The sequence below is a fragment of the Kitasatospora sp. NPDC036755 genome, from assembly GCF_040636595.1.
In the GTDB taxonomy this organism is placed as follows: domain Bacteria; phylum Actinomycetota; class Actinomycetes; order Streptomycetales; family Streptomycetaceae; genus Kitasatospora.
This window is the reverse complement of sequence record NZ_JBEZUT010000235.1, coordinates 1-13,763: the sequence shown is the minus strand read 5'-3', so window position 1 is coordinate 13,763 and position 13,763 is coordinate 1. Positions and strand designations below refer to the sequence as shown.

Here is a 13,763-nt window from a genome sequence, read left to right as displayed (position 1 = left end):
GGGCCGCCCGCCCGCGGCGGGGCCCCGGGCGCCCCCCCCCGTGGGCCCCCCCGGCGGGGCCCCGCCCCGCGCCGGTAGGAGTCAGCCCGCGGCGGGGAAGCGCTCCCAGACGCGGTGCGTGCCGAGTTGATCGACCAGCGCGGAGACGGCCCGTTCACCGTCCGTCTCGGTGAACACGCCCGGGGCGTGCGGATCGACCCCCGCCGCCGACCAGAGGGCACGGGCGTCCGCGAGGCCGGCGATCGGCTTGGCGTGCCGGTAGGCCTCGTTCACCAGCAGGACGACCCTGGAGTCGAGCGTCCGCTGCCCGCCCGCGACCGCGCCGGACTTGGCATCCCGTGCCCCCCGGTCATCGGCACCCGGCTCGGGAGCGTGGGCCACCAGGAGCGCGTCGAACTCGACGGACCGGGCGGCGGCGAAGGTCCGCTGCACACCGAGGTCGTCGGCCAGCGGTGCTCCGGTGGGGCCGACGACCAGCGGCAGCAGGCCCGCCGCACGGGCGGCGTCGCGCATGCCGCGGACGACGGCGGGGTCCCCGCCGGGGCCGGCGACGATGCCGAGCACCCGGCCGGTCGCGGGCCACCGCTGCCCGACCTGGGACAGGGCAGGGCTCGGGGTGATGTCGGCCCGCACCGCGGCGCTCGGTGCCGGCAGGCCCAGTCCGGCGGCGACCTCCCGGCAGAGCTCGTCGTCGATCCGCGCCAGGACGGTCAGCACGCGTTCCCTGATCGCCTGCTCGTAGCACTTGGACAGTTCGAAGGTGTAGGCGGCGATCACGTGCTCGCGCTCCACCGGGCTCAGGCTCAGCCAGAACAGTCGGGGCTGGCTGAAGTGGTCGTCGAACGAGGCGGGTGCCTCGCGCACCTTGGCTCCGGCGGCGACCGGGGTGAGGTGCTCCACGAAGGCGTGGTCGGCGGTGCCGGCGAAGAACGGGCAGCCGCCGTCGAGCGAGTTCGGCTTGTACGGCGCGACGCCGGTGTGGACGGCGTCCTGGTGGAAGCCGTCACGGAGCATGTCGTTGACCGGGGCGTGGGTGCGGTTGACCGGGATCTGGGCGAAGTTCGGGCCGCCGAGCCGCGTGATCTGGGTGTCGAGGTAGGAGAACAGGCGGCCGGAGAGCAGCGGGTCGTCGGTGATGTCGATGCCGGGCACGAGGTGGCCCGGGTGGAAGGCGACCTGCTCGGTCTCGGCGAAGTAGTCGGTGGGGTTGGCGTTGAGCGTCATCAGGCCGATCGGCCGGACCGGGGCGAGTTCCTCGGGGACGATCTTGGTCGGGTCGAGCAGGTCGATGCCCTCGAAGGTCTGCTCCGGCGAGTCCGGGAACGTCTGGATGCCGAGCTCCCACTGCGGGAACGCCCCGGCCTCGATCGCGTCCGCCAGGTCCCGGCGGTGGAAGTCGGGGTCCGCGCCGCCGATCAGCTGCGCCTCCTCCCACACCAGCGAGTGCACACCCGCCTTCGGCTTCCAGTGGAACTTCACCAGGGTGCTCGCGCCCTCGGCGTCGACCAGCCGGAAGGTGTGGATCCCGAAGCCCTCCATCATCCGGTAGGAGCGCGGGATGCCGCGGTCGGACATGTTCCACAGGGTGTGGTGGGTGGCCTCGGTGTGCAGGGAGACGAAGTCCCAGAACGTGTCGTGCGCGCTCTGTGCCTGCGGGATCTCCCGATCCGGGTGCGGCTTGGCGGCATGGACGATGTCCGGGAACTTGATCGCGTCCTGGATGAAGAACACCGGGATGTTGTTGCCGACCAGGTCGAAGACGCCCTGGCCGGTGTAGAACTTGGTGGCGAACCCGCGGGTGTCACGGACCGTGTCCGCCGAGCCGCGCGAACCCAGCACGGTGGAGAACCGCACGAACACCGGTGTCTCCACCCCCTCGGCCAGGAACGCCGCCTTGGTCACCCCCGCCGCCGTGCCGTAGCCCCGGAAGACGCCGTGCGCCGCCGCGCCGCGGGCGTGCACCACGCGCTCCGGGATCCGCTCGTGATCGAAGTGCGTGATCTTCTCGCGCAGGTGGTGGTCCTGCAGCAGCACGGGGCCACGGGGCCCGGCCTTGAGCGAGTGGTCGCCGTCGGGCAGGCGGACGCCCTGCGCCGTGGTCAGGAATCCGCCGTTCTGGGCCCGCGCGGCCTCGGTGCCGGCGGCTCGACCGGTCGCCGACACCGGGGCGGGCGCCTCCTGGTCGGGCTTCGGCTGCAGCGGCGCCCGCGGCTCGGTCGGTTCCGCCACGGACGGCGCCTGCGGACCGGGGGCACCGGGCCCCTGGTCGGTCGGCCGGCGTGCGGGATTGGGCTTGTCCATCAGTACTCCGATCGGAAGACTCGCCCCGCCGGGGGTCGGCGGGGCGCCGGACACTCGATCCGGGCCGTCCCGACGCCCGGGCGCTGTGATCGCGAGGCCGGCCCACCGCCGTCTGCCAGCGTTCGGCGGGAGCACGCGGCCAGCGGCCCTAAAGGGGCCGGCAGTCGCTCGACGATCCTCGCCCGCCGAGTCTCCCCCGCACGCGCCGCCCCGTCCCGCACCGCGTCCGCGGTTCACCCTGGCGCTGCTCCGAACGGGCCGTGGCCGCCGGGTCAGGACGCGCGGGAGCCGGTGGGGGTCAGGTCCGCGACCAGGAGCGCCAGCAGCTCCGCCGGTGCCTCGATGAACCGGTAGTGGCCCCCTTCCAGGAGTTCGAAGGTCGTGTCGCCGCAGGCCGACCAGCCGGTCATCAGGGACGGCGCGATGCCCGTGTCCTCGGTCCAGCCGACGGCGGTGACCGGGCACGGCAGCCGGACCGGCTCGGCGACGTGGTACCGCTTGTTCATCTCGACGTCGTTGCGCAGGACGCCGAGGTAGAGCGCGAGCAGGCTCGGTTCCAGGGTGCCGCCCAGCTCCGCGACCAGTCCGCGCAGTTCGGCGGCCAGCTCGTCGTCGCTCATGCCGAGGAAGCGGCCGTAGGGGCCGTCCTGCGGCGCGACCTCGGAGGAGACGAACAGCCTGGCCGGGGCCGGGCAGCCCCGCCGGACCAGCCGTACGGCGGTCTCGTACGCCGCCAGCGCGGACCCGCAGTGGCCGAACAGGGCGTAGGGGCGGTCCAGGTACGGGCCCAGCGCTTCGCAGAGGTCGTCGGCCAGCGCCTCGTAGGTGGTGTGGGCGGGCTCGCGCATCCGGTTCTCCCGGCCGGGCGGCTGCACGGGGCAGACCTCGACGCCGTCGACCGACGACGGCCACTGGCGGTACATGCTCGCACCGCACCCGGAGAAGGGCAGGCAGAACAGCCTCGCCGGTGCCACCGGCGACGGCTCGCGCAGGAACCACTTGTTGCGGGTACGGGCCGTCGGAGCGTCCACTGATGACCTTCCGTGTGGGGTTTCTTCTCGGGTGCGCGGCGATGAGGGCGCCGCGGTGACGGCGGCCGGGGCGGCGGCCGCTACCGGGGCCGTGCGGTGATCGGCAGGTGGGTGAAGCCCGCGATGACGTTCGAGCGCATCCGCCGCGGCGCCCCGGCGAGCTCGAACCCGGTGAACCGGCCGAGCAGTTCGGCGAACAGGATCCGCAGGGCCACCCGCGCGACGGTGTGGCCGATGCAGTAGTGCGCGCCGACGCCGAAGGCGATGTGCCTGTTGGGCCGCCGCCGGATGTCGAAGGTGTACGGATCGGCGAACACGCTCTCGTCGCGGTTGGCCGACGCCAGCCAGACGACGACCGCGTCCCCCGCGGGGATCGGCACGCCCCGGACCTCGACGTCCCGGGTGGCGTGGCGCATGAAGTGCTGGGTGGGCGACGCCCATCGCAGGGCTTCCTCCACGCCGCTGCCGAGCAGCTCCGGGTGGGCCGCCCAGTCGTCCGGGACACCGGTCCCGGCCAGTTCGGCCATCGCCGCGACGGGCGGCTGGGCGGTGGTGACGGTCGCGCCGAGCAGCAGGCTGTAGCAGTTGGACACGATCTCGCCCGGCGACAGCCGGCGCCCGTCCAGTTCCATCGTGAGCAGCACGCTGACCAGGTCGTCACCCGGTGCGCGACGGCGCGCGGTGACGAGGTCCTGGAAGTAGGCGAACAGTTCGCGGTGGGCGGTCACGAGCGTGGCCTCGGGTCCGTCGGCGAGCTGGAACGCGGGGTCGTCCGCGGCGATGCAGGCGTGGGCGAGCCGGACCAGCCGCGGCCAGTCCGGTCGCGGCAGCGCCATCATGGTGCCGATCACCGCCATCGGCAGGGTGGCCATGGCGGCCGCGAAGTCGTACGGGCCGCCGTCGGCCAGCGGCCGGAGCAGTTCGACGACGACCCGGCGGATGGCCTCCCGGTCGTTCTCCACCGTCTTGATCGACAGCGCCTGTTGCAGCGGGCCGCGCAGGTGCGCGTGCCGGGGCGGGTCGGTCGCGGCCATCTGGCGGCCGCCGGCCGGGTCGCCCTTGCCGAGGAGGTTGAGCAGGGTGCCCTGTTCGGAGGTGAACGCGGCGTGGTCGCGGAGGACCCGGTTGGCCTCGGCGTGGCCGACGATCGACCAGTAGCCGATGTCGCCGACCGGCTGCCAGCTCACCGGGGCCTCGCGGCGCAGCCGTCGCCACGCCTCGTGCGCCCCGCCCGTGCGGTAGAGGTCGGGGTCGATCAGGTCGACCGGCCGCGGGGCGAGGACGGGGCAGCGCGGGGTCGGGGGGACCGCCGTCATCGGGGCCGCTCCTCCCCCGCCGCGTCGGCCGGAACCTCCGCCGCGCCGGCCGGGCTCCCGCTCCCGGCCGGGCCGTCCGCCTGGCCGTCCGGGCGCGAGGTCCGCGTCCGCTCGGTGAGGGCCGCCGCCAGCTCGGCGACGGTCGGCGACATGTACAGGGTCTGCGCGGGGAGGTCCACGTCGAACTCGCGCTGGGTGGCGACCAGGAGGTCGGTGGCCAGCAGGGAGTGTCCGCCGAGGTCGAAGAAGTCGTCGTCGACACCGACCGGTTCGACGCCGAGGACGTCGCCCCACAGGTCGGCCAGCCGCGTCTGCACCTCGGTGCGGGGCGGGACGAACTCGTTGGGCACGTTGCGCGGTACCCGGGTGGCGGTGGGCAGGGCCCGGCGGTCGATCTTGCCGTTGCGGTTCACCGGCAGTTCGGGACGGACGAGGATCGCCCAGGGGATCAGGTAGTCCGGGAGCCTGTCCCGCAGTTCGTGGCGCAGTCGCCGGCCGAGGTCGGCGCCGCCCTCCGGACCGGACTCCGCGGGCACCACGTAGGCCAGCAGCCGGGTGCCGCCCGCAGGGTCGGACTGCGGCAGCACGACCGCGTGCCGTACGCCGGGGAGCCGTTCCAACTCGACCTCGACGGCGCGCGGTTCGGCGCGGTAGCCCTGGACCTTGACCTGGTCGTCCGCGCGTCCCACGAACTCCAGGGTGCCGTCCGGCAGCCGGCGCACGAGGTCGCCGGTCCGGTACATCCGGGCGCCGGGCTCGGTGCCGAACGGATCGGGCAGGAACCGTTCGGCGGTCGCGGCCGGGCGGCCCAGGTAGCCGCGGGCCAGGCCCGCCCCGGCCACGTACAGCTCCCCGCACTCGCCGACGGGCACCGGCCGGAGCCCGTCGTCGAGCACGGCGACCCTGGTGCCGCTGATCGGGCGGCCGATCGGCACGCTCCGCAGCTCCGGGAGGGTGCTGCTGGTCCAGCAGGTCGTGTACGTGGTGTTCTCGGTCGGTCCGTAGCCGTTGGTGAAGAGCAGTTGCGGGTGGCGGGCCAGCAGGTGCCGGACGTGGCCCGGGGAGGCCACGTCGCCCCCGGTGAGGACGTGCCGCACGTCGGCGAACGCCTCCGGGTGGGAGCTCACCATCTGGTGGAGGAGGCCGGTGGTCAGCAGCAGGACCGTCACGCGCTCGGCCCGGACGACGCGCGCCACGTGCTCCAGCGTGATGGCGACCGGAGGGAAGAGGACCAGTCGGCAGCCGTTGACCAGGGGGGCCCAGATCTCGAACGTGGACGCGTCGAAGGCGACCGGCGCGAGGTGGAAGAAGACGTCCCCGGCCCGGACGTCCACCCAGTCCGCGCCCCGGACGAGCCGGTCGATCGCCCGGTGGGGCACGCCGACGCCCTTGGGCTCGCCGGTGGAGCCGGAGGTGTAGCTGACGTAGGCGAGCCGGTCGGGGTCGCAGGGGCGGGCCGGTGCCGCCGACGCGGCGGCGGACTCCCGCACGGGGCCGCCCTCCGTCACCGTGACGACGGTGCCGGGCAGTTGCCCCCGCCGGGCCTCCCCGGTGATCACCATGCCCGCGCCGGCGTCCTCCAGCAGCAGCGCGTGGCGGGCGGCCGGGTCGTCCGGTTCGAGTCCGAGGTAGGCGCCGCCCGCGATGAGGACGGCGAGCAGGGCCACGATCAGCTCCGGTGACCGGGGCACCAGCACGCCGACGACGTCCTCCTGTGCCAGTCCGGCGGCCCGCAGCCGCTCGGCGAGCCGGTTGGCGCGGTCATTGAGCTGCCGGTAGGTCAGGGTCCGTCCGTCGCAGGTGACGGCGGGCGCGTGCGGGGCCCGCTCCGCCTGTTCGGCGACCAGCTCGTGGATCGCCCGGGCTTCGAAGGGCGGCCGTCCGGTGCCGACGAACGCCGGGATGTCGGAGGTGAGGACCGTGTTGGTCAACTGCTTCCCGCTTTCCTGTGCTGAAGGGTGTCCCCGTCGGGGTTGAAGGCGCGACCGCGAGGGCGGTCGCCGCCGGGTGCCGCTGCGGCCGTTTCGGCTGCCGCGGCCGTTGTGACCATTGCGGCCCGTCGTGGCCGGGCCTCAGACCGCCGGCACGTGGAAGAAGGTGTCCCGCGCGGCGATGCGGCCCTGCGGCGTCATCCGGAAGAAGTCCGCGAACCGCAGCTCGACCTCGTCGCCGCCGTGCAGCACGCCGCGGAACAGGCCGTGCACGGCCACCTCGTCGTCGGTCGTGACCACGGTGGCCAGGGTGTGCACACCGGAGCGGATCACCCGCTGGTCGCGGTAGAAGCGTTCCAGTTCGGCGTGCCCGACCATGGGCGGGTATCCGGGGCGGTGGTAGCGGGCGTCCGGGGTGAACAGGGCGACCAGTGCGGGTACGTCGCCGGCGTCGACGAGCCGGTAGTACCGGCGGACCTGGGACACCGCCGGTGGCGGGGCCGTCGGGGCTTCCGGTGTCACGGACGGTGTCGTGGGCGGTGTCGCGGGCGGTGCCGGGGTCTCGTCGGATCGGGAAGGGCTGTGGACCATGCCGAAGGTGCTTCCTGTGATCGCCGTCAGGGGGCTCGGAGTCGGGTACGGGGTGAGAGGGCCGGCGCGGCCGCGGCGTCCGGGGCGTCCTCGATCGCTTCGGCCAGGCGCGCCGGCGTGGGCGCCTGGAACAGGGCGCCGAGGGTGATCTCCCGGCCGAACCGCGCCCGCACCCGGTTGACCAGCCGGGTCGCGAGCAGGGAGTTGCCGCCCAGCGCGAAGAAGCCGTCGTCGACGCCCACTTCGGGCCGGCCGAGCACCTCGGCGAACAGCGCGCACACCGCCTGCTCGGCCGGGGTGCGCGGGGCCGGCCCGGCCGGTGCCGGTGCCGGGTCCGGGACGGGCAGCGCGGCCCGGTCGATCTTCCCCCGGGGCGTCAGGGGGAAGGCCTCGAGCGTGACGATCGCCGAGGGCACCATGTAGTCCGGCAGCGCCGCGGCGGCGTGCTCCCGCACCGAGGCCGGGTCGAGCGCCCGGTCCCCGGCGGGGACGACGTAACCGATCAGGTGCCTGCCGGGCGAGGCGCCCCGGCCGGCGACCACGGTCGCCTGGGCGACGGCGGGGTGCCCGGCCAGGACCGCCTCGATCTCGCCCAGCTCGATGCGGAAGCCGTGGAGTTTGACCTGCTCGTCCGCGCGGCCGAGGAACTCCAGCTCCCCCTCGGCGTTCCAGCGGACCACGTCGCCCGTGCGGTACATCCGCTCCCCCGGTTCGCCGAACGGGCACGGCAGGAACTGGGAGGCCGTCCGGCGGGGGTGGCCGAGGTATCCGCGGGCCACGCCCGGACCGGCGACGTACAGCACGCCGGCCACTCCCGGCGGCACCGGCGACAGCTCCTCGTCCAGGACGTACACCCGCCGGTTGTCCACCGGCCGGCCGAGGGGGACGACGTCGGGCACGGCCCGGCCAGGGCGGAGCACCCGGCGTGTGGTGAACGTGGTGGCCTCGGTCGGGCCGTACCCGGCGACCACCACGGAGTCCGGGCACCGGGCCAGCACGCGCCGGACCGCGTCGGCCGGCACGATGTCGCCGCCGGTCCACACCTGGCCGACCCCGGCCAGCGTGCCGGGGGACTCCTCGGCGAACACCCGGAACAACCCGGCCGTCAGCCAGAGCGCGCCGACCTCGTGCTCGACGATGAGCCGGTGGAGGTCCGCGAGTGCCAGCTCGCCGGGCGGGGCCACGACCACCCGGCCCCCGTTGAGCAGCGGCACCCACCACTCGAAGGTGGACGCGTCGAAGGCGTGCGGGGAGTGCGCGAGGACCCGCGGGCCGTCCGCCTCGCGCCAGCAGTGCTGCGCGGTCAGGCTGATGACGTTGCGGTGGCTCAGCGCCACCCCCTTCGGCGTGCCCGTGGACCCCGAGGTGTACAGGACGCAGGCCAGGTGGTCCGGGCGCAGCGGCACGACGGGGTCGGTGGCCGGCTGGTCGGCGAGGCCCGGGTCGGCGTCGACGACGACACCCGGTGTGCCGGGGGACGGCACCTGCTCCCGGGTCGCCCGGTGGGTGAGCAGCACTGCCGCCCCGGTGTCGTCCAGGACGCGGCGCAGGCGGGCCGCCGGGGCCCGGGTGTCCAGCGGCACGTAGGCGCCGCCGGCCTTGCTGACCGCCAGGACCGCGACCACCACGTCGACGGAGCGTTCCATGAGCACGGCCACCGTGCTGTCGCAGCGGACGCCGAGGGCGATGAGCCGGTGGGCCAGCCGGTTGGCCCGGGCGTTCAACTCCGCGTAGGTCAGGGTGGTTTCGCCGCACACCACGGCGGGCGCGTCGGGCGTGCGCGCGACCTCGGCGGCGAAGGCCGACGGCACCGTCGGGTGCGGCAGCGGCCGCGCGGTGCGGTTGGCTGCCACGACGGTCCGGTGCCGTTCCTCGGGCGTGAGGAGGTCGGGCCGGCCGATCGGCCGGTCCGGGTCGGCGGAGGCCACCGCGTCCAGGAACCGGAGGAACCGCCGCTGGTGGGCGGCGAGTTCGGCCTCGGAGTAGAGCGCGGGGTTCGCGTCGACGTCGAGCCGGGGCTCGGTGCCGTCGGAGCGGTCGTAGACGGAGAAGGAGAGGTCCTCGACCGGCCCGTTGGACAGGTTGTGCACGGTGGCCCGGACGCCCGCGAAGTCCAGGTGGTAGTAGAAGGACATGATGTTGACGACGGGCCCGAACAGGACCCGCTCCGACCGGGCCGGGTCCAGCTCCCTGCGCAGGTCCTCGCTGCGGTGGCGCTGGTGGCGGCGCAGGGCGGCGACCTCCTCGGCCACCTGCCGCACGAGTGCGGACAGCCCCTGTTCGGGGCGGACGCTCAGCCGCAGCGGCACCACGTTCGCCACCATGCCGGGCACGGCCGGCGCGCCGGAGCCGGTGCGCCCGGTCACCGGCATGCTGAGCACGATGTCCCGCTCGCCGCTGAGACGGTGGAGGTACGCGGCGACCGTCGCGGTGAAGGCGGCGGGCCAGCTCGCCCCGGCGGGTCGCGCGGCCCGCCGCAGCGCGGCCAGGGTGGGCGCGTCGAGGCTGCCGGTCCGGCGCAGAAAGCCGTCCGAGGCGGGTGCCGATCGGCGGGCGAGGCTGACGGGGTCCGGCCGTCCGGCGAGCCGGCCTGCCCAGAACTCCCGGTCCTGTCGGGGCTGTTCGGACGCTCGGTAGGCGGCGTCGTGCTCCAGCAGCAGGCTCAGCGGCCCGAAGGCCGGTCCGGCGCCGGCCCTGCCCTGGACGAGAGCGGTGTAGGTCCTGGCGACGCGGCGCGCGATGAGCGACATGCTGAAGCCGTCGACCACGATGTGGTGGACGCGCTGGTACCAGACGTGGCGGTCCGGCGCGAGGGTGAACAGGGCCTGGCGGAAGAGCGGGCCCCGGGTGAGCCCGACCGGGGTGGACAGGTCCGCCCGCATCCAGCGCTCGGCCGCCCGCAGCGGATCCGGTGCCGATGTGAGGTCGGCGTGGTGCATCGACCAGTCGGGCGACTCGGTGACGACCTGGCGGGGGCCCTCGGCACCGTCGGTGAGGCGGACGCGCAGGGACTCGGTCTCGTCCACCACCCGCCGCACGGCCGTCTCGAACAGCTCCGGGTCGATCGGCCCGGGGATGTCCACGTACTCGCCGGTGTTGTAGGCGGGGCTGTCGGGGCGCAGCTGGTGGGCGAACCAGATGCCGGACTGCGCCGACGACAGCGGCAACCCGTGTCCGTGACTCATCCGAGCTCCTCCAGGACGGCCGACAGCGCGTCGGCGAAGGATGCGACGTGCGGCGGCGACAGCATGTCGTGGTGGTTTCCGGGGACTTCGAGCACGCTCAGCGCCCCCCGGGTGCGGTCCCGCCACCGGGCGGGGTCCACGGCCGGGCCGGCGAGTTCGGGGTGGGTCTCGGCGCTCGTGAACAGGTGGATCGGCGTCCTCAGCCGGGCCGTCGACCGGTAGCGCCGGGCGGCGGCCCCGTTGGCGGTGAACACCCTTGCCATGCGCCGCAGTTGTTCGGTTCGTCCGCGCTCGGGCAGGTGCTCGCGGGCGTGCGCGTCGTGGAACAGCAGGGAGAGGGCCTCCTGCTCGTCGGGTTCGTGGAGGTCCCCGCCCGGCCCGTCGACGGCTCCACCGGTGGACGCGGGCGCTCCGACGTCGATGATCCCGAGGAATTCCGGGGGGTTGCCCTGCTCCTCCAGCAGGCGGGCCATCTCGAAGGCGACCAGCCCGCCGAAGGACCAGCCGGCCAGCAGGTACGGGCCGTCGGGCAGGACGGACCGCAGCTCCCGCAGGTAGCGTCGCGCCTGCTCCTCGACGGTGGCCAGGGGCGGCTCGTCGGTGTTGTAGCCGACGGCCTCCAGGCCGAGGACGGGCCGGGCACCCCCAGGGGATTCGGCGGGGTGCTCCGCCAGCCGTCCGGCCAGGTGCAGGAAGGAGGACACGTCCCCGCTCTGCGGGTGCACCAGGACCAGCGGCGCCCGGCGTCGGTCCCCTTCGGCCAGCGGGACGAGCAGCCGTCGCAGGTCCCGCGACGCGTCGGGCAGTTCCGCGCACAGCCCCTCGACGGTGGGGTGGCGGAACACCGTGTTGAGCGGCACGGTGACCCCCCACTCCCGCCGGATCGCCTCCACGAGCTCGACCGCCCTGAGGGAGTGCCCGCCCAGGGCGAAGAAGTCGTCCCGGACGCCGACCCGCGGGGTGCCCAGCACCCGCTCCCAGATCCTGGCCATCAGGAGTTCCGGCACGTCCCGCGGCGGGAGCGCGCCGGCCCCGTGGCCGTGGCGGGCGGGCGCGGGCAGGGCCGCGCGGTCCACCTTGCCGTTCGTCGTCAACGGGATCCGGTCGAGCGCGGTCAGCGTCGCGGGCACCATGAACTCGGGCAGGGTCTCGCGCAGGGAGCGGCGCACGTCCGCCAGGTCGCCGGGCCGGTCCTGCCACACCAGGTAGCCGGCCAGTTCGGCGTCCGTCCCGCAACCCCGCACCGTCACCGCGGCCCTGGCGACACCGGGCCGCGCGCTCAGCGCGGCCTCGATCTCGCCCGGCTCGATGCGGTACCCGCGGATCTTCACCTGCTCGTCGGTGCGGCCGAGGAAGAGCAGGCTGCCGTCGGGCAGGTACCGGGCCAGGTCGCCGGTCCGGTACAGCCGGCCGCCGTCCGCGCCGAAGGGATCGGGCACGAAGCGTTCGGCGGTCAGCCCCGGCCGGCCGGCGTACCCGCGGGTGACGCCGGCCCCGCCGATGTGGATCTCCCCCGGGACGCCGGCGGGCACCGGGGCGCCGGCCGGGTCCAGCAGGTAGATCCGGAGGTTGCCGAGCGGCCGGCCGATCGGAACGGACCCTCCCGGCCGGGCGAGGTCCCGGTCGGCGTCCACCCGCCGGGTGACACAGCCGACGGAGGCCTCGGTGGGACCGTAGCCGTTCCACAGGGTGGAGACCCGCTCGAGGAGCCGCCGGGCCAGGGCGGGCTGGAGCGCTTCGCCCACGCAGATCGCCTGGAACCGGCCGCCCGGCCAGCCGCCGTCCAGCAGCAGGAGCCAGGTGGCCGGGGTGGCCATGAGCGTGGTGACGCCGAACTCGCGCATCATCTCCGTCAGGCGCGGGCCGTCGACCGCGACCTCCGACGGGGCGATCACCACGCCGGCGCCCCAGGCCAGCGGCATGAGCACCTGGGGGACGATGACGTCGAAGGAGATCGAGGCCACCGAGGCGACGACGTCGGCGCCGTCGAGGTCCAGCTGCCGGCCGCGGACCACCAGGTAGTTGACCACGCCCTCGTGCGGGACCAGCACGGCCTTGGGGCGGCCGGTCGAACCGGAGGTGTAGATCGAGTACGCCAGGTTGGCGGGCGTCGCGAGCGGCGGCAGCGCGTCCCCGGGCAGGGCCGCGACCAGCGGGGCCTCGGCGTCCAGCCACACCGTCTCGGCGCCGTGCCGCGGCAGCCGGTCGGCCAGGGAGCGCCGGGTGAGCAGCAGCGGCACGTCGGCGTCGGCGAGCATGAACGACATCCGCCGGGCCGGGAGGTCCGGATCCAGCGGCAGGTAGGCGGCGCCCGACTTGAGGACGGCCAGCAGGGCCACCACCAGGTCCGCCGAGCGCGGCAGGCAGACGCCGACCAGGCGCTCGGGCCGTGCTCCCCTGGCCCGCAGGTGTCGGGCCAGGCGGTTGGCCCGTCGGTCGAGTTCCCGGTAGGTCAGTCGCTCGGTGCCGCAGCGGACCGCCACCGCGTCGGGGGTCAGCCGGGCCCGCTCCTCGACCAGCTCGTGCACGCAGAGGTCGGCGGGTACGGGTTCGTCGGTGGCGTTGGCGGCCACCAGCAGCGCCTCGCGCTCGGCCTCGGTGAGCAGGTCGAGGCGCGAGACGGGACGGTCGGGGTCGTCGGCCGCGGCGCCCAGCAGCCGGAGGTAGTGGCCGACCAGGCGCTCCACGGTCGCGCGGTCGAACAGGCCGGTGTCGAAGGCCACGGTCCCGGTCGTGCCGGCGGCCGCGATCGTGCCGGCGGCCGCGGTCGTGCCGGCGGCCCCGGCCGGGCCGCTCGGCCGGTCGGCTATCACCAGGCTGAGGTCGACCTTGGCCGTGCCGTTGTCGACCTCCATCGGCTCCACCTCCGCCCCCGCCAGCCGGAGGGAGGCGGTCGGGTCGGACAGGCCGGCGACCATCACCTGGAACAGCGGGTTGCGGTCGAGGCCGCGGGCCGGCCGCAGCTCCTGCACCAGCCGCTCGAACGGCACGTCCTGGTGCGCGTAGGCGTCCAGGGCGGTCCGGCGGACCCGGTCGAGCAGTTCGGCGAAGCCAGGGTCGTCCGCGAGGTCGGTGCGCAGGACCACGGTGTTGATGAACGAGCCCACCAGCTGGTCCAGTTCCGGACGGGCGCGGCCCGCGACCGGCGTGCCGACCGCCACGTCGGACTGCCCGCTGTAGCGGGCCAGCAGGGCCTGGAACCCGGCGAGCATCGTCATGAACATCGTCGCGCCGTGCCGCCGGCCCAACCGCCGCAACCGCTCGGCCAGTTCCTCGGGCACCGTGAAGGTGATCCGCTCGCCCCGGCCCGCGCGGGCCGGTCCGCGCGGCCGGTCGGTGGGCAGGTCCAGCGCCGATAGACCGGACAACTGCGTTCGCCAGTAGTCGAGTTGGCTCTGCAGGCGGTCG

The 13,763-nt window shown here is 74.9% G+C and carries 7 protein-coding genes; all 7 read right to left on the bottom strand.

From position 1 onward, the window contains the following. Positions 1-81 precede the first annotated feature (81 nt). The gene (locus tag AB0E96_RS28750; RefSeq protein WP_359828553.1) at positions 82-2,301 is read right to left on the bottom strand and encodes a catalase; all 2,220 of its coding nucleotides are present in this window, start codon (positions 2,299-2,301) and stop codon (positions 82-84) included. Between the two features lie 272 nt (positions 2,302-2,573). Continuing rightward, positions 2,574-3,332, bottom strand: a complete 759-nt coding sequence (locus tag AB0E96_RS28745) for an alpha/beta fold hydrolase (protein WP_359828551.1) — start codon at positions 3,330-3,332, stop codon at positions 2,574-2,576. Between the two features lie 80 nt (positions 3,333-3,412). After that, the gene (locus AB0E96_RS28740) at positions 3,413-4,648 is read right to left on the bottom strand and encodes a cytochrome P450 (protein ID WP_359828549.1); all 1,236 of its coding nucleotides are present in this window, start codon (positions 4,646-4,648) and stop codon (positions 3,413-3,415) included. Then, positions 4,645-6,579: a non-ribosomal peptide synthetase gene (locus AB0E96_RS28735; protein ID WP_359828547.1), complete on the bottom strand. Its 1,935-nt coding sequence runs from the start codon at positions 6,577-6,579 to the stop codon at positions 4,645-4,647. The genes AB0E96_RS28740 and AB0E96_RS28735 overlap by 4 nt, the downstream gene beginning before the upstream one ends. A gap of 141 nt (positions 6,580-6,720) precedes the next feature. After that, complete coding sequence (locus AB0E96_RS28730) at positions 6,721-7,101, bottom strand: nuclear transport factor 2 family protein (protein ID WP_359828545.1); 381 nt, start codon at positions 7,099-7,101, stop codon at positions 6,721-6,723. A gap of 95 nt (positions 7,102-7,196) precedes the next feature. Beyond that, positions 7,197-10,355, bottom strand: coding sequence for an amino acid adenylation domain-containing protein (locus AB0E96_RS28725; RefSeq protein ID WP_359828543.1), 3,159 nt, complete (start codon positions 10,353-10,355; stop codon positions 7,197-7,199). After that, complete coding sequence (locus AB0E96_RS28720) at positions 10,352-13,756, bottom strand: amino acid adenylation domain-containing protein (RefSeq protein ID WP_359828555.1); 3,405 nt, start codon at positions 13,754-13,756, stop codon at positions 10,352-10,354. Before AB0E96_RS28720 ends, AB0E96_RS28725 begins: the two co-directional genes overlap by 4 nt. Positions 13,757-13,763 lie beyond the last annotated feature (7 nt).

Bases quoted from the DNA above. Each gene is read 5' to 3' on its own strand.
- AB0E96_RS28750 (WP_359828553.1), bottom strand. From the start codon at position 2,301: ATGGACAAGCCCAATCCCGCACGCCGGCCGACCGACCAGGGGCCCGGT.
- AB0E96_RS28740 (WP_359828549.1), bottom strand. From the start codon at position 4,648: ATGACGGCGGTCCCCCCGACCCCGCGCTGCCCCGTCCTCGCCCCGCGG.
- AB0E96_RS28725 (WP_359828543.1), bottom strand. From the start codon at position 10,355: ATGAGTCACGGACACGGGTTGCCGCTGTCGTCGGCGCAGTCCGGCATC.